Origin of the sequence: Aeromonas sp. S13(2024) (assembly GCF_041402405.1) — a bacterium.
Lineage (GTDB): Bacteria > Pseudomonadota > Gammaproteobacteria > Enterobacterales > Aeromonadaceae > Aeromonas > Aeromonas veronii.
The window spans coordinates 13116-33894 of sequence record NZ_JBGLRA010000013.1 but is presented as its reverse complement, the minus strand read 5'-3'; the positions used below and the strand labels follow the sequence as shown (position 1 = coordinate 33894).

Annotated in this window: 23 protein-coding genes; 16 read left to right on the top strand and 7 right to left on the bottom strand. The window is 60.4% G+C overall.

Annotated features, from left to right (window positions below; genetic code table 11):
* Positions 1-48: 48 nt before the first annotated feature.
* The 8 genes from nudC (at position 49) to ACB042_RS16080 (ending at position 8901) form a co-directional block, all read left to right on the top strand.
* Positions 49-828 carry an NAD(+) diphosphatase gene (nudC, locus tag ACB042_RS16115; RefSeq protein WP_227342008.1) on the top strand — a complete coding sequence of 260 codons (780 nt, stop codon included), beginning with the start codon at positions 49-51 and terminating at the stop codon, positions 826-828.
* 182 nt (positions 829-1010) lie between these two features.
* Positions 1011-2078, top strand: coding sequence for a uroporphyrinogen decarboxylase (gene hemE, locus ACB042_RS16110; protein WP_371178718.1), 1068 nt, complete (start codon positions 1011-1013; stop codon positions 2076-2078).
* Between the two features lie 112 nt (positions 2079-2190).
* A complete protein-coding gene (locus tag ACB042_RS16105; RefSeq protein ID WP_371178717.1) occupies positions 2191-3120 on the top strand; it encodes an ROK family protein in 930 nt (309 codons plus the stop codon).
* 60 nt (positions 3121-3180) lie between these two features.
* On the top strand, positions 3181-4191 hold the full coding sequence (gene epd, locus ACB042_RS16100; protein ID WP_005335438.1) for an erythrose-4-phosphate dehydrogenase: 1011 nt from the start codon (positions 3181-3183) through the stop codon (positions 4189-4191).
* A gap of 61 nt (positions 4192-4252) precedes the next feature.
* The gene (locus ACB042_RS16095; protein ID WP_005335436.1) at positions 4253-5416 is read left to right on the top strand and encodes a phosphoglycerate kinase; all 1164 of its coding nucleotides are present in this window, start codon (positions 4253-4255) and stop codon (positions 5414-5416) included.
* 114 nt (positions 5417-5530) lie between these two features.
* Complete coding sequence (gene fbaA, locus ACB042_RS16090) at positions 5531-6610, top strand: class II fructose-bisphosphate aldolase (RefSeq protein WP_005340963.1); 1080 nt, start codon at positions 5531-5533, stop codon at positions 6608-6610.
* A 159-nt stretch (positions 6611-6769) separates the two neighbouring features.
* On the top strand, positions 6770-8074 hold the full coding sequence (locus tag ACB042_RS16085; RefSeq protein ID WP_139461851.1) for an FAD-binding oxidoreductase: 1305 nt from the start codon (positions 6770-6772) through the stop codon (positions 8072-8074).
* A 236-nt stretch (positions 8075-8310) separates the two neighbouring features.
* A complete protein-coding gene (locus ACB042_RS16080; RefSeq protein ID WP_139461852.1) occupies positions 8311-8901 on the top strand; it encodes a hypothetical protein in 591 nt (196 codons plus the stop codon).
* Positions 8902-8955: 54 nt separating this feature from the next.
* On the opposite strand, the gene ACB042_RS16075 is transcribed toward ACB042_RS16080, so the two are convergent.
* From ACB042_RS16075 to cutA, 4 genes are all read right to left on the bottom strand, one after another.
* Positions 8956-9369 carry a hypothetical protein gene (locus tag ACB042_RS16075; RefSeq protein ID WP_042080037.1) on the bottom strand — a complete coding sequence of 138 codons (414 nt, stop codon included), beginning with the start codon at positions 9367-9369 and terminating at the stop codon, positions 8956-8958.
* A 70-nt stretch (positions 9370-9439) separates the two neighbouring features.
* Positions 9440-9931: an N-acetyltransferase gene (locus ACB042_RS16070; RefSeq protein WP_139461853.1), complete on the bottom strand. Its 492-nt coding sequence runs from the start codon at positions 9929-9931 to the stop codon at positions 9440-9442.
* The gene (locus ACB042_RS16065) at positions 9921-11720 is read right to left on the bottom strand and encodes a protein-disulfide reductase DsbD (protein WP_335833024.1); all 1800 of its coding nucleotides are present in this window, start codon (positions 11718-11720) and stop codon (positions 9921-9923) included. Before ACB042_RS16065 ends, ACB042_RS16070 begins: the two co-directional genes overlap by 11 nt.
* The gene (gene cutA, locus ACB042_RS16060; protein WP_144713771.1) at positions 11717-12034 is read right to left on the bottom strand and encodes a divalent-cation tolerance protein CutA; all 318 of its coding nucleotides are present in this window, start codon (positions 12032-12034) and stop codon (positions 11717-11719) included. Before cutA ends, ACB042_RS16065 begins: the two co-directional genes overlap by 4 nt.
* A gap of 244 nt (positions 12035-12278) precedes the next feature.
* Here cutA and ACB042_RS16055 point away from each other — a divergent pair, with 244 nt between their 5' ends.
* A complete protein-coding gene (locus ACB042_RS16055) occupies positions 12279-12635 on the top strand; it encodes a hypothetical protein (protein ID WP_144713773.1) in 357 nt (118 codons plus the stop codon).
* A 162-nt stretch (positions 12636-12797) separates the two neighbouring features.
* On the opposite strand, the gene ACB042_RS16050 is transcribed toward ACB042_RS16055, so the two are convergent.
* The gene (locus ACB042_RS16050) at positions 12798-13244 is read right to left on the bottom strand and encodes a PACE efflux transporter (RefSeq protein ID WP_005335423.1); all 447 of its coding nucleotides are present in this window, start codon (positions 13242-13244) and stop codon (positions 12798-12800) included.
* Positions 13245-13369: 125 nt separating this feature from the next.
* On the opposite strand from ACB042_RS16050, the gene ACB042_RS16045 reads away from it, so the two are divergent.
* Positions 13370-14251, top strand: a complete 882-nt coding sequence (locus ACB042_RS16045) for a LysR family transcriptional regulator (protein WP_005335421.1) — start codon at positions 13370-13372, stop codon at positions 14249-14251.
* A gap of 6 nt (positions 14252-14257) precedes the next feature.
* Here the strand turns inward: ACB042_RS16045 and ygfZ are convergent, their stop codons facing one another.
* On the bottom strand, positions 14258-15166 hold the full coding sequence (gene ygfZ / locus ACB042_RS16040; protein ID WP_216952961.1) for a tRNA-modifying protein YgfZ: 909 nt from the start codon (positions 15164-15166) through the stop codon (positions 14258-14260).
* Positions 15167-15277: 111 nt separating this feature from the next.
* Here ygfZ and ACB042_RS16035 point away from each other — a divergent pair, with 111 nt between their 5' ends.
* Both ACB042_RS16035 and ACB042_RS16030 read left to right on the top strand, forming a co-directional pair.
* Positions 15278-15547, top strand: coding sequence for a succinate dehydrogenase assembly factor 2 (locus ACB042_RS16035; protein ID WP_005335417.1), 270 nt, complete (start codon positions 15278-15280; stop codon positions 15545-15547).
* A 19-nt stretch (positions 15548-15566) separates the two neighbouring features.
* Positions 15567-15959, top strand: a complete 393-nt coding sequence (locus tag ACB042_RS16030) for a protein YgfX (protein ID WP_371178716.1) — start codon at positions 15567-15569, stop codon at positions 15957-15959.
* Positions 15960-16114: 155 nt separating this feature from the next.
* Here the strand turns inward: ACB042_RS16030 and nadB are convergent, their stop codons facing one another.
* A complete protein-coding gene (gene nadB / locus ACB042_RS16025; protein ID WP_005335413.1) occupies positions 16115-17722 on the bottom strand; it encodes an L-aspartate oxidase in 1608 nt (535 codons plus the stop codon).
* Between the two features lie 182 nt (positions 17723-17904).
* Here nadB and rpoE point away from each other — a divergent pair, with 182 nt between their 5' ends.
* The 4 genes from rpoE to ACB042_RS16005 all read left to right on the top strand — a co-directional run bounded on the left by rpoE (position 17905) and on the right by ACB042_RS16005 (position 20668).
* A complete protein-coding gene (rpoE, locus tag ACB042_RS16020; RefSeq protein ID WP_005335411.1) occupies positions 17905-18486 on the top strand; it encodes an RNA polymerase sigma factor RpoE in 582 nt (193 codons plus the stop codon).
* A gap of 22 nt (positions 18487-18508) precedes the next feature.
* Positions 18509-19111, top strand: a complete 603-nt coding sequence (locus ACB042_RS16015) for a sigma-E factor negative regulatory protein (RefSeq protein ID WP_144713777.1) — start codon at positions 18509-18511, stop codon at positions 19109-19111.
* A gap of 21 nt (positions 19112-19132) precedes the next feature.
* Positions 19133-20113, top strand: coding sequence for a MucB/RseB C-terminal domain-containing protein (locus tag ACB042_RS16010; protein ID WP_181269695.1), 981 nt, complete (start codon positions 19133-19135; stop codon positions 20111-20113).
* Between the two features lie 93 nt (positions 20114-20206).
* Positions 20207-20668 carry a SoxR reducing system RseC family protein gene (locus ACB042_RS16005; RefSeq protein WP_323931105.1) on the top strand — a complete coding sequence of 154 codons (462 nt, stop codon included), beginning with the start codon at positions 20207-20209 and terminating at the stop codon, positions 20666-20668.
* Positions 20669-20779 lie beyond the last annotated feature (111 nt).

The window sequence follows — 20779 nt, the reverse complement described above, 5'->3', positions numbered from 1 at the left end:
CTGTGACCGTGGCGTTGTTTAATCTGACTTAACGAGAGTGTTTATCCGATGTCATTAACCGAACAAGCCTGCTGGTTCGTGCTGGGGGGCGATCATCTGGTACTGCTCGATCAGCAGGGAGAGGTGCCACAAGGAAGTAAAGCGTGCCTGCCCACAGCGCTGGCTGACGCCCATTTCGAGCGTTTTGACGAGTGGCAGGGGCTGCCCTGCTATCTGCTCGATCTGGGTGATGAGGCTGACACGAGCGCTATGAGCCCCCTGCGCCAGTTGATGGTGGCGGGGGATGAAGAGGGGTTTCGTCTCGCGGGCCGTGCCTGGCAGCTCGTTACCTTCCGCCGCACCCACCGTTTCTGTGGTGAGTGCGGCGCCCCCATGACCCCGAAGGCGGGGGAGTGGGCGCAGGTGTGCCACCACGGCCACACGGCCTATCCGCGCATTTCACCCTGCATTATCGTGGCGGTGCGCAAGGGGGCGGAGATCCTGCTGGCGGCCCATCGCCGTCACTATCAGGCGGACGATCCTATGTATACCGTGCTGGCCGGCTTTGTGGAGGCGGGAGAGGACCTTGAGCAGTGCGTGGCACGGGAGGTGTTTGAGGAGAGCGGCATCCGGGTGCGCAATGTGCGCTATGTGGCGAGCCAGCCCTGGCCATTCCCCCACAGCCTGATGATGGGCTTTACCGCCGACTACGAGAGCGGCGAGATAATGGTGCAGGATGACGAACTGGTTGCCGCCGCTTTCTTTGTCGCCGACCGGCTGCCGCGTTTGCCGCCCCACGGCACCATTGCCCGGCGGCTGATCGAGTTGTCACTGGCGGGCGAGGGGTAACGAGGCGCTTATCTTTTCGCCAATCCTTTTGTACTTCTTGTTACAAGCGGGGCGGTCAGGTTTGCGCCCCTTCACATCTTTGCAACCGCGCGTCCATTTGCCACGTTTTGGGCAGTCCGATCCGGTGGGCAAAGTGGTATTATGGCCGCCATTTTATGCGTGATACGAACTCAGGAACTGGGATGAAAGAGCTGAAGAACGATCGATACCTGCGCGCCCTGCTGCGTCAGGACGTGGATATGACCCCGGTATGGATGATGCGCCAGGCTGGCCGTTATCTGCCGGAATACAAGGCGACTCGCGCCCAGGCGGGGGATTTCATGTCCCTGTGCCGCAATGCCGAGCTAGCCTGTGAAGTCACCCTGCAGCCGCTGCGCCGCTACCCGCTCGATGCCGCCATCCTCTTCTCCGACATCCTCACCGTGCCCGATGCCATGGGGCTGGGTCTCTACTTCGAGCAGGGTGAAGGCCCGCGCTTCGAGCGTCCGATCACCTCCATGGCCGATGTGCAGGCGCTGCCCATTCCGGATCCGGAAGATGAGCTGGGCTACGTGATGAACGCAGTGCGCACCATCCGCCGTGAGCTGAAGGGTGAAGTGCCGCTCATCGGCTTCTCCGGCAGCCCCTGGACCCTGGCCACCTACATGGTGGAGGGGGGCAGCTCCAAGGCATTTACCAAGATCAAGCAGATGATGTACGCAGAGCCGCAAACCCTGCACCTGCTGCTCGACAAGTTGGCCGACAGCGTGATTAGCTATCTCAACGCCCAGATCAAGGCGGGTGCGCAGGCGGTCATGGTGTTCGACACCTGGGGCGGCGTGCTCACCCCGCGCGATTACCGCGACTTCTCCCTGCAGTACATGCACAAGATTGTCGATGGCCTGATCCGCGAGCACGACAGTCGCCGCGTGCCGGTCACCCTGTTCACCAAGAACGGCGGTCAGTGGCTGGAGCAGATCGCCGCCACCGGTTGCGATGCGCTGGGTCTGGACTGGACCACCGACATTGCCGACGCCAAGCGCCGGGTCGGCGACAAGGTGGCGCTGCAGGGCAACATGGATCCCTCCATGCTCTACGCCACGCCGGCTCGCATCCGTGAAGAGGTAGCCTCCATTCTGGCCGGTTTCGGTCACGGTAATGGCCACGTATTCAACCTCGGCCACGGCATCCATCAGGATGTGAACCCGGAGCACGCCGGTGTGTTCGTCGACGCGGTGCACGAGCTCTCTGCCCAGTATCACAGTCGCTAAGGCTGGGGCGAGAGAAGAAGAGTGTGTTTGAAATCCGGGGCCGTCAGGCCCCGTTTTACATTAAAAAATGGCGCCGCGATGACGAGAGCGTGGCGCCCGTGCAGGAGGCAAGATGAGCAGCAAGTCACTGGATTGGGGTATCGATCTTGGCGGTACCAAGTGTGAATGCGTGGTGCTGGATGGCGACGAGGTGCTGCTGCGCCACCGCATCCCCACCGAGCGGGCCGGCGGTTATGACCATATGATCGGCCAGATCGCCAAGCTGGTAGCTGAGTGTGCCGAGAAGATTGGCCAGCGCCCGACCGTCATCGGTATGGGCACGCCGGGGGCGCGTGATCCGCAGACCGGCCTGATGAAGAACTGCAATACCACCGAGCTCAACGGCAAGCCGTTCAAGGAGGATCTGGAGCGCAAGCTGGGCGTGCCGGTGCTGATCGCCAACGACGCCAACTGCTTTGCGCTGGCAGAAACCCATCTCGGTGCAGTGCGCCAGCACCATCCCGATGCGAAAGTGGTGTTCGGCATCATCATGGGCACCGGGGTCGGCTCCGGCATCGTCATCAACGGCCAGATCCTCAACGGTCACCACGGCATCGCCGGTGAGTGGGGCCACAACGTGCTTTCCCCTGATGGCCCTGAGTGCTACTGCGGCAAGTGTGGCTGCGTCGAGACCCTGATCAGCGGTCCGGCGCTGGAGGCCTGGTACGAGGCCAAGGCCAAGCGCCACCTCTCGCTTGCCCAAATCGCGGCCGCCACGGCTCACGATCATGTGGCCAAGCTCACCATCGACCGGCTGCACCTGCTGTTTGGTCAGGCGCTGGCCAATGTGGTCAATATTCTCGACCCAGATGTGATCGTCATCGGTGGTGGGGTGGGCAATGTGCAGAGCCTTTACAGCGCCGGACGGCAGACAATTTTGCCCTTCCTCTTTAATCCCCGCTTCAGAGCCCCCATTATTGCTCCTGCCCTTGGTGACAGTGCCGGGGTATTCGGGGCCGCACTGCTGGCCCGCGGTGAATTCAAGGAGGCCCTGCTGTCGTAGCCGGGGCTCCCGGGCGGCCGGTGCGCCGCCCTGTTGCTGGTTCAAGGAAACGGATTCTCGATGATCAAGATTGCCATCAATGGTTACGGGCGGATCGGTCGCAACGTGTTGCGAGCCCTCTATGAAAGCGGGCGCGACAAGACCATCAAGATCGTCGCCATCAACGAGCTGGCGGCCCCCGAGGCCATGGTGCACCTGACCCGTTACGATACCAGTCACGGTCGGTTCCACCATCCGGTGCAACTGGCGGGCAACAGCATGCTGGTGGGGGAGGATCTTATCTCTCTGTTTGCCGAGCGGGATCCGTCAAAGCTGCCGTGGCGGGCGCTGGGGGTCGATGTGGTGCTCGATTGCACCGGGGTGTTTGGCTCGCGGGCCGATGCCGAGCTGCATCTGGCGGCGGGGGCGGGCAAGGTGCTCTTCTCCCACCCGGCGGATGCGGATGTGGATGCCACCGTGGTCTACGGGGTCAACCATCATACCCTCACCGGAGCGGAGCGGATCGTCTCCAACGCCTCCTGTACCACCAACTGCGTGGTGCCGGTGATTGAAACATTGCATCGAGAATTCGAGATAAATTGTGGTACTATTACGACAATTCATTCGGCCATGCATGATCAGCAAGTCATCGATGCCTACCACAGTGACTTGCGCCGAACCCGCGCTGCCAGTCAGTCCATCATTCCGGTGGATACCAAGCTGGCAAAGGGGCTGGAGCGTATCCTGCCCCACTTCGCCGGCAAGTTTGAGGCGATCGCGGTGCGGGTGCCGACCATCAATGTAACAGCGATGGATCTCAGTATTACTGTTCGTAAAAAAGTGACAGTTACTGACGTAAATCAAGCCCTGCAACGGGCATCCAGAGGTACATTACACGGTATTCTGGATTACACGGAAGAACCTCTGGTCTCCGTAGACTTCAATCATGATGCACACTCCTGCATCATTGATGGTACCCAGACCCGGGTGAGCGATGCCAACCTCGTCAAGATGTTGATGTGGTGCGATAACGAATGGGGCTTCGCAAACCGGATGCTGGATACCACCCGGGCCATGATGGCCGCAGGCTGAGCCTGCCCCGGGCGAAAGGTTACTGTTTTTAACATTACCTGGAAAATATAGAGGACTGAATATGTCTGTTATCAAGATGACTGACCTGGATCTGGCGGGTAAACGCGTTCTGATCCGTGCTGACCTGAACGTACCGGTAAAAGACGGCAAGGTCACCTCCGATGCACGTATCGTTGCGACTCTGCCGACCATCAAGCTGGCTCTGGAAAAGGGCGCCAAGCTGATGATCACCTCCCACCTGGGTCGTCCGACCGAGGGTGAATACAACGAAGAATTCTCCCTGGCTCCGGTTGTCAACTATCTGAAAGACGCTCTGTCCTGCCCGGTTCGCCTGGCCAAGGATTACCTGGATGGCGTAGAAGTCGCTGCCGGTGAGCTGGTTGTACTGGAAAACTGCCGCTTCAACAAAGGCGAGAAGAAGAACACCGAAGAGCTGGCCAAAAAATACGCCGCCCTGTGTGACGTCTTTGTAATGGATGCGTTCGGTACTGCTCACCGCGCCGAAGGTTCCACCTACGGTGTTGCACAGTTCGCTCCGGTCGCCTGTGCCGGTCCGCTGCTGGCGGGTGAACTGGAAGCGCTGGGCAAAGCCATGCTGAAGCCCGAGCGCCCGATGGTTGCCATCGTTGGCGGCTCCAAGGTCTCCACCAAGCTGACCGTTCTGGAGTCCCTCTCCAAGATCGCTGACCAGCTGGTTGTCGGTGGTGGCATCGCCAACACCTTCATCGCTGCTGCCGGTCACAACGTCGGCAAGTCCCTGTGCGAGCACGACCTGATCGACACCGCCAAGAAACTGGCTGCCGAGACCAACATTCCTGTGACCACCGACGTGGTTGTAGGTGCCGAGTTCTCCGAGTCCACTCCGGCGACCATCAAGTCCGTCTCTGACGTGACCGACGGCGACATGATCTTCGACATCGGCCCGGATTCTGCCAAGGCCCTGGCTGACATCATCATGAACGCCAAGACCATCCTGTGGAACGGCCCGGTTGGTGTATTCGAGTTCGACCAGTTTGCTGAAGGCACCAAGGTTATCGCTGAAGCCATCGCTGCTTCTCCGGCCTTCTCCATCGCTGGCGGTGGTGACACCCTGGCTGCTATCGACAAGTTCGGCATCGCTGACAAAGTCTCCTACATCTCCACTGGCGGCGGCGCCTTCCTGGAGTTCGTAGAAGGTAAGGTACTGCCGGCTGTTGCGATTCTGGAACAGCGCGCCAAAGCCTAATTGACCCGGAACGGGGGGCAAAAGCCTCCCGTTTCGTTTATCATGTGCCCGCTGTGCCGGTTCATGATGAACCCCCATTTTTTATTAACGGCATACGAGACAGGACGATTAAACATGTCTAAGAAAATTTTCGACTTCGTAAAACCCGGCGTGATCACTGGTGATGACGTTCAGAAAGTGTTCGCCATCGCTAAAGAGAACGGCTTTGCTCTGCCGGCCGTAAACTGCGTTGGTACCGACTCCGTTAACGCCGTACTGGAAGCTGCCGCCAAGGTTAAAGCGCCGGTTATCGTTCAGTTCTCCAACGGTGGTGCCGTGTTCACCGCCGGTAAGGGTCTGAAGCTGGAAGGTCAGAAAGCTGCCATCCTGGGTGCCATCTCTGGTGCCAAGCACGTTCACGCTGTTGCCGAAGCCTACGGCGTGCCGGTAATCCTGCACACCGACCACGCTGCCAAGAAGCTGCTGCCGTGGATCGACGGTCTGCTGGAAGCGGGCGAGAAGCACTTTGCTGAAACCGGCAAGCCGCTGTTCTCCTCCCACATGCTGGATCTGTCCGAAGAGTCTCTGGAAGAGAACATCGACATCTGCTGCGAGTACCTGACCCGCATGGCCAAGATGAACATGACTCTGGAGCTGGAACTGGGTTGCACCGGTGGCGAAGAAGACGGCGTCGACAACAGCCACATGGATCAGTCCGCTCTGTACACCCAGCCGGAAGATGTTGCTTACGCTTACGAGCGTCTGTCCAAGATCAGCCCGCGTTTCACCATCGCTGCCTCCTTCGGCAACGTACACGGTGTATACAAGCCGGGTAACGTCAAGCTGACCCCGTCCATCCTGGACGCTTCCCAGAAGTACGTTTCCGAGAAGTTTGGCGTTCCAGCCAAGTCTCTGGACTTCGTATTCCACGGTGGTTCAGGTTCCACTCTGGAAGAGATCCGCGAGTCCATCTCCTACGGCGTAGTGAAGATGAACATCGACACCGACACCCAGTGGGCAACCTGGGAAGGTCTGCTGAACTTCTACAAGAAGAACGAAGCTTACCTGCAAGGCCAGCTGGGCAACCCGGAAGGCGCCGACAAGCCGAACAAGAAGTACTACGATCCGCGCGTATGGCTGCGTGAAGGTCAGACTTCCATGATCGCTCGTCTGGAGAAAGCATTCTCCGACCTGAACGCCATCGACGTACTGTAATTCGTTACCGCACCTTGATTGCATGAAAAGGCGCCCTTCGGGGCGCCTTTTGCATTTCTGTGATCCGCACCGGTTGGTGAGTGGAGGAGGAACTGGGTATTATCGAAATAACTTTGCTTATTTTATTAAACAATTTGCAACCAAGGCAGGATGCTGAGTATGCAGGCAGGAAAGCACAACGGATATCAGGAGCACGTCGCCTCCTACTACGCGGCCACCCGCAACGACTCGCAACAGTGGCCCGAACTGGAGGGGGAGCACAAGGCTGACGTCTGCATCATCGGCGGCGGTTTTACCGGCCTCAATACCGCCATCAACCTGGCTGATGCCGGTTACAAGGTCGCCTTGCTGGAGGCCAACCGTATCGGCTGGGGGGCTTCCGGGCGCAACGGCGGCCAGCTTATTCGCGGTATCGGCCATGACACCAGCCAGTTCGCCCGCTGGATTGGTGAGGAGGGGGTCCGCGAGCTCGACCTGATGGGGCTGGAGGCGGTGCAGCTGGTGCGCGAGCGGGTCGAGCGCTTCAATATCGACTGCGATCTCACCTGGGGCTACTGCGATCTGGCCACCCGCCAGCGCCATCTGGCTGGCTTTGAAGAGGATCTAGACCATCTGGCGAGCCTCGGCTATGAGCACGAACTCAAGCTGGTACCGCGCGAGGATATCCATAGCGTGGTGGGGTCTGATCGCTATATCGGCGGTCTTATCGACATGGGCTCCGGCCATCTCCATCCCCTCAATCTGGCGCTCGGCGAGGCGCGCGCCGCCGCCAGCCTCGGGGTCTCCCTGTTTGAACATTCCCGGGTGACCCATATCGAGTACGGCAAGCAGGTAGAGGTGACCACCGCCCACGGCCGGGTTACTGCCGACTATCTGGTGATCGGCTGCAACGCCTATCTCAACGACCTCAATCCGGAGCTGGGAGGGCGGGTGCTACCGGCCGGCTCCTATATCCTCGCCACCGAAGTGCTGGATCGCCGCTTGCGCCAGCGCTTGCTGCCGCAAAACATGGCGGTGTGCGATCAGAACGTGGCGCTAGACTACTACCGCCTCTCCGCCGATGGTCGCCTGCTGTTTGGCGGAGCCTGCAACTATTCGGGGCGAGATCCGAAGGATATCAAGGCCTTTATGTTGCCCAAGCTGCTGCGAGTCTTCCCCGAGCTGGCTGGCACTGCCATCGAGTTTCAGTGGGGCGGCATGATCGGGATTGGCGCCAACCGGCTGCCGCAGATTGGCCGTCTCAAGGAACACCCCAACGTGTTCTACGCCCAGGCCTACTCGGGTCACGGCCTCAACGCTACCCATATGGCGGGCAAGCTGGTGGCCGAGGCGATCCGCGGCGAAAGCCGGGGTTTCGATCTCTTTGCCAGCGTGCCCCATATCACCTTCCCCGGCGGCCCGGCGTTGCGCTCCCCGCTGCTGGCACTGGGTATGCTGTGGCACCGGATGAAGGATATCTTCTGACCCCCATTGTCAGCCTGTGCAGTGATGGCTGAACTAAGCCCCCTTGCCAGCCCTTGTTTATAGCGGGTTAGCACTATCGTTCCGCCCGATAGACCAAAAGATGCATTCGCGCCAATCTCGTCCGATTGGCGCTATCTTTTAGGTGTGAGAGCGGTTATCTGCCAAGGGGCAAGGGGTTGTCAGATTGCCGGAATATTTGCCGAAAATGGCCAGAGGGCGGGGAGAGGAGGGCCAAGATGGAGATAAATGTAGTCGCGTCAGGCGGGCTCAGCCCGCTGTCGCAACGGCAGGGTTCTCCCGCCGTGCAGGCACCGGAGAGGGCCGCATCGTCGCCATCAACGGGCAGCGACAGCCGGATGGTACGCGATCTTGGCGCCGTGCTGGATGAGCTGGGGTTGTCGCCGAAAGGGGAGGATAGCAGCGGGAGCAGCATCTCAATCAGAGATTCGCTGGAAGCGTTCATCAACACCATGATGGGCTCCCTGCAACAGCAGCAGGAGCAACAGCTGGCATTGCAGCAACAACAGCGGCAAGAGCAGGAACAGCGCAAACTCGCCATCGCCGACAGCAGCGAAAACCCGCTCAAACGGGATCTGGAGCGCCTGCTGGAGACGCTGGATCAGCAGGGCGGACAGGGAAAAGAGAGCGAGCAAGGAGCCGAAAGCGAAGCGTTGAACCCCTTGCAGAACCAGCTGACCAAGCTGCTGGAGAGCAGTGGTGCGGCAGAGAGAGGGGTCACCCTCAAGGAGGTGCTGTCAGGGTTGGCCAGCAAGTTGCCGAGCGAAACCGCCGAGCGAAAAGGGTATCGGGTCGATACCCAGGTTTGAGCTGGTTGGCAACGGCAGTCCAGTCGTTGCAGTGCGTAAGGGGTGGGCAGCCCTTTATTGGGCCGGTTCCGCCAGCCGCCATCCCTGTTCGTCCTTCATCATCCACACCTCGGCCTCTTGTGGCAGCACCTGGCCCGCCTCGAACTCGCCATATTTTCGCTCGAGCTCCATCAGCCCCATCTCCTGCTGGAAGGGGCCAACCCGGTCGTAGACCAGGTCCTCGTCGTGCAACACCTGCAACTGATCGAGCCCCTGCTTGAAGTGGAGCTGGTAACTCACCTTGACCAGATAGACCCCCTCCATCCGCTCCTCCTTGCCGAGGATGGTGAAGTCGCTGATATCGAACAGGTTGGCGTCTGTTTCGGCCAGCAGCTTGGCGGTGACCTGCTGGCGGATATCCTCTTCACCGGGCCCTGCACTGCAGCCATAAAGCCAGAGGGCTAGCAGGGGGATGAACCACTTTTTCATCAAAACTCCGGACAAGTGCAAAACGAGAGGGGCGATTGTGCCACGCGAATGCGCGGCGGCAAACCTCGGCTCACGGTTCCAGTGAACGTTCCAGCACGATGGCCTCGGCCCGATAACCAGCCAGCTTGCGGCGATAGCACTCGGTGAACCCTCTGCGCAGCCAGAAGGATAGAGCACTCTCATTGCTGGCAATCACTGACAGGCGAAGCCGGGTAGCCCCCCATGAGCTTGCCAGCGTGCAGGCGTGAAGATAGAGCGACTGACCACGGCCACTCCCTTGCCAGGGTTCCCCCACCAGTAACAGACCCAGATAGGCGGTGTCTGGATTGGGATAGCCGCGCAGCAGATCAATGACAGCGGTGAGTTCTCCCTGCTCCCAGCGGCCGATGAGATGTTTGTCGGAGAGAGGCAGGCCGGATGGGCAGGCGACAAGTTCCTCTTCTCCTGCTTGTGCAGAGAGAGGGTCATTGCTCACCGCCGCCTGATAGGAGGGGGCCTGCTCGAACAGCCGCTGCAAGGCAGGTGCATCGCTTGTCTGCAGGCGACGCAACTCAGTGTGCATCACTTACCATCTCGAGATGTTTGGCAAAGGGGATAGGCCCCATAAAACCGGTGACCCGCTGCCCTGTCAGCTCCTTGCCCTCGCGGTCGAAGAAGATCAGGGTCGGCAGGCCCAGCACATTGAGGGTATTGAGCAGCTCGATATCGGCATCGTCGTTGGCGGTGACATCCGCCTGCAGCAGCACCATCTGGCCGAAGCGCGCCCTCACCGCCGGGTCGCTGAAGGTCTTGTGCTCGAACTCCTTGCAGGCGACGCACCAGTCGGCGTAGAGGTCAAGCAGCACCGGCTTGCCGCGGGCGGCGGCCAGCTGCACCTTGAGATCATCCAGCGTCTTGATGCGGATAAACTGCGGCTCCGTTTGACCGGCATCCGCCGTGATGGCAGCAGGGGTGGCCGGTTGCAGCAGATCCTTGCCCACTACCACGGCGCTGATCATCGCCAGCAACAGCACGAAGCCGCGTACGCTCTTGGCCACCGAGTGGGGCTGGTGCTGGTTGTGGTGATAGAGATAGCCGCACAGCAGCAGCCCCCAGCCGAGCCAGGCGAGAGTGGCAATCTGATCGCTCCAGAGCCGTGACAGCAGCAGGATCGGCACCGCCAGCAGGGCAAAGCCAAACAGCTGCTTGATCACATCCATCCAGGCGCCTGCTTTGGGCAGCAGCTTGCCACCCGAGGTGCCGAGCAGCAGCAGCGGTAGCCCCATCCCCAGTGACAGCGCATAGAGCGCCGCCCCGCCGAGCCAGAGATCGCCGCTCTGGGCCACGTAGATCAGCGCCCCCGAGAGCGGCGCCGTGGTGCAGGGGGAGCAGACCAGCCCAGAGATCATCCCCATGATGGCAACCCCGACTACCGAGCCCCCCTGCTGGCGGTTGGATAGGCCGGAGAGACGGGTTTGCAAACTGCTCGGCAGTTGCAGCGTATAGAGTCCGAACATGGAGAGGGCCAGCAGCACGAACATCACCGAGAGGGCGATCAGCACATAGGGATGTTGCAGCGCCGCCTGGAATTTCAGACCCGCCGAGGCCACTACCAGTCCGAGCAGGGTGTAGGTGACAGCCATCCCCTGCACATAGACAAAGGAGAGCAGGAAGGCGCGACCGGTGGAGAGGCGATGGCCGGCACCGGCGATGATGCCGGTCAGGATTGGGTACATGGGGAAGACGCAGGGGGTGAAGGCGAGCCCCAGCCCCAGCGCGAAGAAGGCGACGATGCTGAGCCAGAATCCCTGATGGCCGAGGGCGGCGGCCAGCTGATCCTGCTGGCTAACCGGTGCGACGCTTTGTGCCGTATCAGCAGTGGACGCTGTGGTTGCCGTGACCAGCGGGGTCACGTCGATCAGTTTGTCGGTCGGCGGGTAGCAGAGGCCGTCGGTGCAGCCCTGATAGCGCACCCGCAGGGTAGCGCCGTCGCCCACTTCTTTGAGCGGCACCGCGATGCTCACCTGCTGGTAGTAGACCCGGGTCTTGCCGAAGAAGTCATCCTCGTGCTCGGTGCCTTCCGGCAGGGTCGGCTCGCTGAAGGTGAGGTTGTTCCCCTTGAAGCGCAGGCTGTGGCGATAGAGGTAGTAATCGTCGGCGATGTGGAGGGTCAGCAGCAGCTGATCGCCACGCTGTTCGCTCTCGATCTGAAAGGCCTCATCGACCTGCAAAAATTTGGGTTTGGCATTGGCCTCAATGCCCAGCGAGCTGAGCAGATCGGTGCCGCTGGCGTGGGCTGGGGCGCTGCCCACCGCTGTCATCAGCAGGGCACAGAGCAGCAGCAGGGGAGAGAGCAAGCGGTTGAATGTCATGAGGTCTCCCCATTGAGCCAGTCCAGATAGGCGGGTAGTCCGGCACTCACCGGCAGGGCCAGCAGCTCGGGAACCTCATAAGGGTGATTGGCTTGAATACATGCCTGTAGCTCGGCAAAGCGCGATTGGCGGGATTTGATGATGAGCTGGATCTCGGTGGCGCGCTCCACCTTGCCTTGCCAACGATAGACGGAGGTGACGCCCGGCAGTTGATTGATGCAGGCGGCCAGCTGCTGGTTCAGCAGCTGTTCGCAGAGAAGGTCGGCACTGGTTTGATCTGGGCAGGTGCAGAGCACCACAATGGCGTCGGTCATAAAGCGGATCTTCACCTCATTGGGGTAAACCGGGCAGGCGCCCTTGCCGTTTCATCCCTGTCTGCGGATGAAGGTGAAAAAAGCGCCCGAAAATCAGCGGCTACTATACCCCAGAGCCGCTTCAAATAGCATCTGTAGCCATTTGTGAGCCAGCGCCAAAAATTTGTGGGGGGCATGAGATAGACGCTGTCATGGGGACAGGGCAGAATGAGCGGGCTTGTTCCCAATTGACGTAAGGAAATGTATGACCCAACAGAATGAGCAGCAGAGAAACCGCATGTTGAGCCTGCTGCGCGAAGGTGAGCGCCGCATGTTGGTTCAATTGGCCGGGCTGCTGCGCACGACCGCCGATGAAATCAATGCCGAGCTGGAGAAAGAGGAGCTGATGGCCACCCTGGAGCAGCCCATTACAGTGGAGTATCTCAACGGCGTGGTGCAGCACCATCTGTTCGAGCGCAAACACAAGGGAGATATGGCGCTTGCCCAGCAGATCCTGAGCGATTATCAGAGCGAGCTGGAAGCGCTGCAGGCTGCCCAGGCACAGCCTGAAGAGGCTGTCGCAACTGACGAGAGCGGCGAAGAACTCAAGGCCCAGGCCTGAGCGACGGGCAGGCCTGAATCCTTACCTCTGAATCAGCCGGCCTGCCAGCGCTGATCCCTGTTGCGGCCCCATCATGTCTGCCATGGTGGGGCCGTGTCGTTTCTTCTGTTGCCTTCCCTTGTTGACCTTCACTTCTCGGTTTCAATCCAACTGATTCGTGCCTTAGCGCGCCTCTTGGGGCATACCGTGCGGCACTTCGCGGGGGATGGGGAACACCTTGTCATAGCCCCAGTTGTAGACGAAGGCATAGATCAGGTAGAAGACGACGAAGCCCAGGTCCAGCACCAGCGCCTCCAGCATGCTGACGCTCAGCCACCAGGACATGACCGGCAGCGCGACGATCAGCAGACCGCCCTCAAAGCCGAAGGTATGCAGCACCCGTTGCCACAGGGTTTTGTGGGTATGGCCCTGATATTTCAGCAGCAGCTTGTCGACCCCGATGTTGTAGATGTAGTTCCAGACCGTGGCCAGCACCGAGAAGAATAGTGCCAGCGGGCCCATATGGTTTAGCCCGACCCCGGTAACCCAGCTGGCCAGCGGGGCGGCAATCAGCAGGCCAATAAATTCAAAGCCAATGGCATGGCGCAGGCGATCGTTACGGGTACGCATAAGTCACTCTCTCAATCAGATTTATTCACGGATTGCTGGTTAATCTATAGATCTTTAGCGATAGATTCATGTTGGTATCCATCGCTAAAATAGATGGATGAGAGAGCTTGCCGGAGGGCCATAAGATGACGCCATCACTGGAACAACTGAGGATCTTGCTGGCGGCCGCCGAAACCGGCTCGTTTTCCGCTGCCGCCCGCAAGCTGGGCAAGGCGCAGTCGGTGGTGAGCAGCGCCATCGCCAATCTGGAGATCGATCTGGCGCTCACCCTGTTTGACCGCAGCGGCCGCTATCCGCAACTGACGGAGGCGGGGGCCCGCATGGTGCAGGAGGCGGGGATCCTGCTGGCGCAGAGTGAACGGTTGCAATCCATTGCCGGGGAGCTGGCGGCCGGGGTGGAGACGCGGCTCACTTTGGCCATCGATGATGATTCCCACCTCCCCTGGCTCGGCACCTTGCTGGAGGAGTTCGCCACTCGCTACCCGACCGTGGAGCTGGAGCTGCTCTTCCCGCTGATGGAGGATGTGACCGAGATGCTGGTGACCGGTCGGGCCCAGCTCGGCATCAGTTATCAGAAGGTGCATCCCCAGCGGGAGATTGTCGCCCATTCGCTGGGGGAGGTGACCATGCCGCTGGTGGTGTCACCGGATCATCCGCTGGCCCGCAAGCAGCCACTGCGGGAGGTCGATCTGCAGGGGGCACGCCAGCTGATGGTCACCGGCCGACGGGAAGGGAGCGAGCGCCAGCGTTTTCGCATCTCGGCCCAGGTGTGGTGGGTCGAGGGGGATCTCGGGGTGCTGGAGCTGGTCAAGCGGGGCCTTGGCTGGTCCGCGATTCCGGAATTTCTGCTACATCAACCGTTGAAGCGGGGCGAGGTGGTGGTGCTGGAGCCGGACTTTATCGCCAGCCATGCGTTGGCGCTGGAGTTGCAGTGGCATCGCGCCCGCCCGCTGGGGCAGGCGGGGCGCTGGCTGAAGGAGGCACTGCTGGCGCGCGTGCCTCGCTAGCCGACCTTACTCGGTCAGGGCGTAAGGCAGGGGTTGCAGGGTGAGGCGGGAGCCTTCGTCCTGCTTGAGGCGGAATTGGGCGTCAGCCTCGGTATCTTTCGGCAGTACGGCGGTGAGCCACACCTGCCCGGCCTGTTGCCAGGCGTTGAGCACCATGCCGCTGCGGCGCCAGTTGTCACCCAGTTGCAGCTCCAGAGTATCGCCGCTGGCAACCGGCTCGCCGGTAGTGCCCGCCAGCAGGAACAGGGCGCGGTTGTTGGCGCCGCGATACTTGGCGCGGGCCACCGTCTCCTGCCCCATGTAGCAGCCCTTGTTGAAGCTGATGCCGTCCAGTGCCTGCAGGTTGAGCATCTGCGGGATGAACTCCCCCTGATGCACCGCCTCCATGTGTGGCAGGCCCGCCTTGATCTCGAGCCCCCACCAGAGTGACTCGTCACCTTGCGGCAGGGCGTCGGCTTGCTGATTGCTCACCAGCAGCCAGCGATCCTGCTCAATCTTCACCGCCATGCCGCCGTCGATAAGACCGCTCTGCAGAAGGCCAAACTGCGCGGCGATCCAGCCATCGCTGCCCGTACCGGCGATCCCGGTAGCGTGACGCTCATCGGCGGCGATCTCGACCTTGGAGAAGACGGCAAATTTCTTCAGCTCCGGCAACTGACGTTCCAACACTGAAGGGCTGGTCAGCAGCAGCAGGCTGTCGTCGAGGCAGAGCAGGCGGAAATTGCTCCACAGCTTGCCCTTGGGATCACAGTGGCCGCCCGGGGTCTGTTGCCCCGGTTGCAGGGCGTTGACATCACAGGTGACCTGACCTTGCAGATATTTGGCGCGATCCTGGCCGCTGATACGGGTGATGGCCAGCTTGGTCAGGGGGAAGCGGGTCGGCTCGGCAGGAAAAACAGGTGGTTGCAGGCTCACGATGGTATTCCAGAGAGAAAGTATGTGAGCTGCATGGTAAAGACGTAACTAATGTTTGTCAGCCGGAAAATCCAGCTGGTACCATCCCCCGGTCTTTGTAAGGAGAGTGCCATGTTGAGCCCAGTTGAAAAATCCCGCCTGAAGTGGGCCTGCCGTCGCGGTATGCTCGAGCTGGATGTGATCTTTATGCCCTTTTTCGAACACGAGTTCGACTCCCTGAGCGAAGCCGATCAGCAGACCTTTATCCGCCTGCTGGCGAGCGACGATCCGGATCTGTTCAAATGGTGCATGGGGCATGGTGTCCCTGCCGATCCCGCATTTGCCGCCATGATCCCGATGATCCTGGAGCGCAATCAGGCGCGCCACGACCGCCAGGGGTAATCCTGTGGAGCGGGTGATCATGACGGTTCACCCCTCCCGCCATCAGCAATATTTGCTGGTGGCCCTCTTTCTGTTGCTGCTCTGGCCGGTGGCTGGCCTGATTGCCGGTTGGCAGTGGGCGCTGTTGCTGCCCGTCTGGCTGGTGGCGCTCTACTTTAGCTGGCGTGCGCTCGACGAGCCCCCGTTCGAGCTTGTCTGGGATGGCCAGTGGCTACAGTGGCAAGGTCGTCGCTATCAGCTCGACAAGAAAAGCCGCATTCTGCCCGGCGTGCTCAGGCTGGCACTTTGTCCCGAACCGCAAGCGAGTGGAGCTGTGTCGCCACGGCAACTGTGGCTATTCTCCGACGCCCTTCCCACCGAACATTACCGCCTGCTGGCGCGAGCCATCCACTTTCTGCCGTCCCGGCGCTGACGCCTGCTTTCCGTGATGACCATGCGCTGATTTATCGCGATAAGCTGTTGCCATGTGGCTGGCGACACTCTTTTTGTGGCTGAAAAGCGGTTGAAAACAAGTGACCCCGCCGGGGCGGGGTCACTGATTGCTGTAACGTTTTGCGGGAAGGGGGATTAATCCCGCTCCGGGGTCAGCACGGTCGGTTTGGAGTCCGGCAGCATATCCGGATGATCCAGGTTGTAGTGCAGGCCACGGGACTCCTTGCGCTGCAGGGCGCAGTTGACGATAAGCTCGGCCACCTGCAGCAGGTTGCGCAGCTCCAGCAGGTTGTTGGAGACACGGAAGTTGGCGTAGTACTCCTGCACCTCCTGCTTGAGCAGGTCGATGCGGCGCTTGGCGCGAGCCAGGCGTTTGTTGGTACGCACTATCCCCACGTAGTCCCACATCATCAACCGCAACTCGTGCCAGTTGTGCTGGATCACCACCAGTTCGTCGGAATCTTCCACCTTGCTCTCGTCCCACACCGGCAGGCGCGGCGGCTCCACGCTCATCGGCAGCTTGGCCAGAATATCGGCCCCCGCCTGATGGGCATAGACCACGCATTCCAGCAGGGAGTTGGAGGCCATGCGGTTGGCGCCGTGCAGACCGGTGTAGGTCACTTCGCCGATGGCATAGAGGCCGGGAATATCGGTCTGGCCATTGTTGTCGATCATCACGCCGCCACAGGTGTAGTGGGCGGCTGGCACGATGGGCATCGGCTCCTTGGTGATGTCGATGCCGACCGCGAGGCATCGCTCATAAATGGTCGGGAAGTGCTTGATGATGAAATCGGCCGGTTTGTGGCTGATGTCCAGATACATGCAGTCCGCCCCGAGCCGCTTCATCTCGTGGTCGATGGCGCGGGCGACTATGTCCCGCGGTGCCAGCTCGGCCCGCTCGTCAAACTCCGGCATAAAGCGGCTGCCGTCCGGGCGGCGCAGATAAGCCCCCTCGCCACGCAGCGCTTCGGTCAGCAGGAAGTTGGGGTCATCGGGGTGGAACAGACTGGTGGGGTGGAACTGGTTGAACTCCAGGTTCGCCACCCGGCAGCCAGCCCGCCATGCCATGGCGATGCCATCGCCAGAGCTCACATCCGGGTTGGAAGTGTACTGGTAGACCTTGGAGGCTCCGCCGGTGGCCAGTGCCACGAAACGGGCACGGATCACCTCGACCTGCTCGGCGTTGCGGTTCCAGACGTAGGCGCCCAGCACCTTGTTGCCCGGCAGGTTGAGCTTGCGGGTGGTGATGAGGTCAACCGCGTTGAAGCGCTCCATCAGCTGGATATTGGGGTGGGCACGGACCTGATCGATCAGGGTCAGTTGCACCGCCTTGCCGGTGGCGTCGGCCGCGTGGAAGATGCGGCGATGGCTGTGGCCCCCTTCCCGGGTGAGGTGGTACTGGGACTCGCCGTCGGCGTTCTCCTCCTGATCGAAGGGGACCCCTTGCTGAATGAGCCACTGGATGGATTCGCGAGCGTGGCGAGCGGTGAACTCGACCACTGCCGGGTCACACAACCCGGCGCCCGCGTTGAGCGTGTCGCTCACATGGGATTCGATGCTGTCGGTTTCGTCGAAAACGGCAGCGATGCCTCCTTGCGCATAGAAAGTGGCCCCTTCACTGATGGGCCCCTTGCTCAGAACCAGGACTTTGGCGTGGTCTGCCAATCGCAACGCGAGGGACAAACCAGCGGCACCGCTGCCAATGATCAGTACATCGCAAAGGTATTCAACACTTGCTTTCATAAGTATCATTGGCCTGGATTAAGAACTGGCACCATGGTAGCCCAAGCGAGGGCGAGGATGCAGCCTGCATCACATTTTTTTCAATTGAAGCGAACTTTCTCTGATTCTCCCTGTCTGAACTTGTGCGCTTAGGAAGGGCCGGAAAAGAAAAACGATAACCTGATGGGGGTTTTACGGCTCTGATGAGCGACCAGAATCTACTGGACGAACAGCTGGTTGAACGGGTCCAGCGCGGCGATAAAGCAGCTTTCAACCTGTTGGTAAAAAAATACCAGCATAAGGTGGTCAACCTGGTTGCCAGGTATGTCAACAATCCCGGTGATGTGCCCGATGTGGCGCAAGAGGCCTTTATAAAAGCCTACCGTGCATTGCCGACATTCCGTGGCGAAAGTGCTTTTTACACTTGGTTGTACCGAATTGCCGTGAACACGGCGAAGAATTATCTCACCTCCCAGGGGCGCAGGCCGCCCAGCAGTGATGTGGAGGCTGACGAAGCGGAGTCTTATGGTGGTGGTGAAGCCTTGCAAGAGGTCTCAACCCCCGAAAACCTGGCGCTGACTGACGAGATCAAACGCACCGTGTTTTCAGCCATAGAGGCATTGCCGGAAGACCTGAGGACAGCTATCACCCTTCGCGAACTGGAAGGGCTGAGCTACGAAGAGATTGCCGAAATCATGGATTGCCCAGTGGGTACGGTCAGATCCCGTATCTTCCGGGCGAGGGAAGCAATCGATAAAAAGCTGCAACCTCTGATCGAGAATTAACTGGGGAAAGACGGGTTAACTTATGGCAAATAAAGAGCAAATCTCTGCCCTGATGGATGGTGACCTGAGTGACGCAGAGGTACTGAACGAGCTGGAGATGGACTCCGACTTGCAAGATACCTGGGGTCGTTACCACCTGATCGGCGATGCCATGCGGGGTGACCTGCCGGTCAATCTGCAACTGGATCTCAGTGACAGCATTATGGCTGCGCTGGAGGATGAGCCCACCATACTGGCACCCAAGCCGGTCGAGACGGCTCCCGTGCTGCAACCTGCCGTTGCACCGGTCAAGACAGATTCTAATGTGGTTCCGTTGTTCCGCCGTGTCGGTCAGCAGCTGGGTCAATATGCCATTGCGGCATCCGTGGCCGCTGCCGTTATCTTCGGGGTGCAGCAGTATCAGGGGCATGATGGCGTTCCGGCCAATCCGGTGCTCAATACCATTCCAATCGGTGGCAGTGCGGCGCCTGTGAGTGTTCATTATCCGCAACAGGATGGTGCCCGTGCCCGTCAGCAGGGGCTGACCGAACAGCAGATGCAGGAGCAGCGGGAGCGGATCAACGCCTTCCTGCGTGACCACCAGTTGCAGCAGCGCCTGTTGCAAGACAGACAGATCCAACAATAACGAATTGTCAGGGATACAAACGTGCGCCAGTCCAGCCGTATTTTGCTGGCCTCTCTCCTGCTGATCAGTGCCAAGGCCTCGGCCGACGATAAGTCGGCCGAGGCCTTGTTGCAGCAGATGCAGAGTGCCGTGCAGCAACAGAATTTCGAGTTGTCCATGGTCAAGGCCCGTCAGGGGCGTCTTGAACCGATCCGGATCAGCCATGCCGTGATCAACGGCAAGGAAGTGGCCCACCTCAGTTACCTCGACGGCAAGGCGATAGAGTATCTCCAGCGCCAGAACGAATACACCTTCTTTGAAAACAGCCACGATCCCTACACCCTGAAGGATGCCCGCTTCCCCGGTATCTGGTCGACCCTGGTCAGGATGCCGCTGGCGCAGGTGCTGGAGAGCTATGATCCTGTGCTGGCCGGCCGCAGCCGTGTCGCCGGTGTGGTGGCACAGGTGGTGAGGCTGGTGCCTAAAGAGGCCGATAAATATGGTTTCGTGCTCTGGATTGACGAGCAGAGCCACTTGCTGTTGCGGATCGACATGGTCGAGCGGGAAGGCAATCTGGTGGAGCAGGTACTCGGTGTCGAGCTGGATCTGCAGAGCAAACCGGCCCCCTGGCTGGTGAAGCTGGCCAACAGCAAGCAGCCTCCAGCGCTGGCGCTGGAGGATGCCTATCCGGCGCCGCAACAGCAGTTGAACTGGCAAATCACCTGGCTGCCCGATGGCTTCAAGGTGCTGTCGCAAGACCGGCACCAGCTGGTGACCACCAGTATGCCGGTGGATTACATGATGCTCTCCGACGGGCTGGTGGATCTCTCGGTCTACGTCTCCCGGGTCGATCCCAAGCAGGCGGTGCGCCAGCAGCTGATCCGCCAGGGGGCGACCTCCCTGGTGAGCTATGTCAACGAGGTGGGGGTCGAGATCACCGTGGTCGGCGAGGTGCCTGCCGAAACCGCCAAGCGCATCGCCGAGTCGGTCCAGCCGCTGGCCCGCAACGAAGCGGTGCAGTAACGGGGGATGCGGGGTTGTTCCCCGCTTGCCGAGCGTGGCGAGTCGTGGTCAGATCCCCTGATTGTGTGAACCCGAGGTGTTGCCGTGAATGAGATGAGTGAAGAGCTGGCGACTGTGGTGGCCATTGAGGGTGACCATGCCTGGGTGGAATGTGAGCGTCGCTCCGCCTGCAGTGGTTGTCAGCAGCAATCCAACTGCGGTACCGGCACCGTGGCCAAGGCGTTTCCCTTGAAAGCTCCCCGCTTGCGAGTCAGGCTGACCGCCGAGGTGCGGGTTGGCCAGCAAGTTAGGCTCGGTATCCCGCAAGAGAGTCTGCTGCGCGGGGCGGCGCTGGTCTATGTGTTGCCGCTTTTGTGTCTGTTGGCCGGCGCCTTGCTGGGGCAGCTCTGGCTGGCGCCGCTGCTCTCGGGCGGGGAGGGGATTACCATTCTCTGCTGCCTGCTGGGAGGCGTGCTGGGCTTTTTACTGGTTCGTTACTTTTCCAACCGCCTGGATCAGGGGCGTTACGGCCCGCAGATGCTCGGCGCTGTCGTCCCTGTCCGCATCCTCCCCTGACTGAACAGGCGCTATTTCACTGGCGCTGGCGACTAAAGAATGGCCGTCAGCCGGGTTATCCAGTAAAATCGCGCCTCCATAACTGACCTTAACTAATTTTGAGTGACTCTT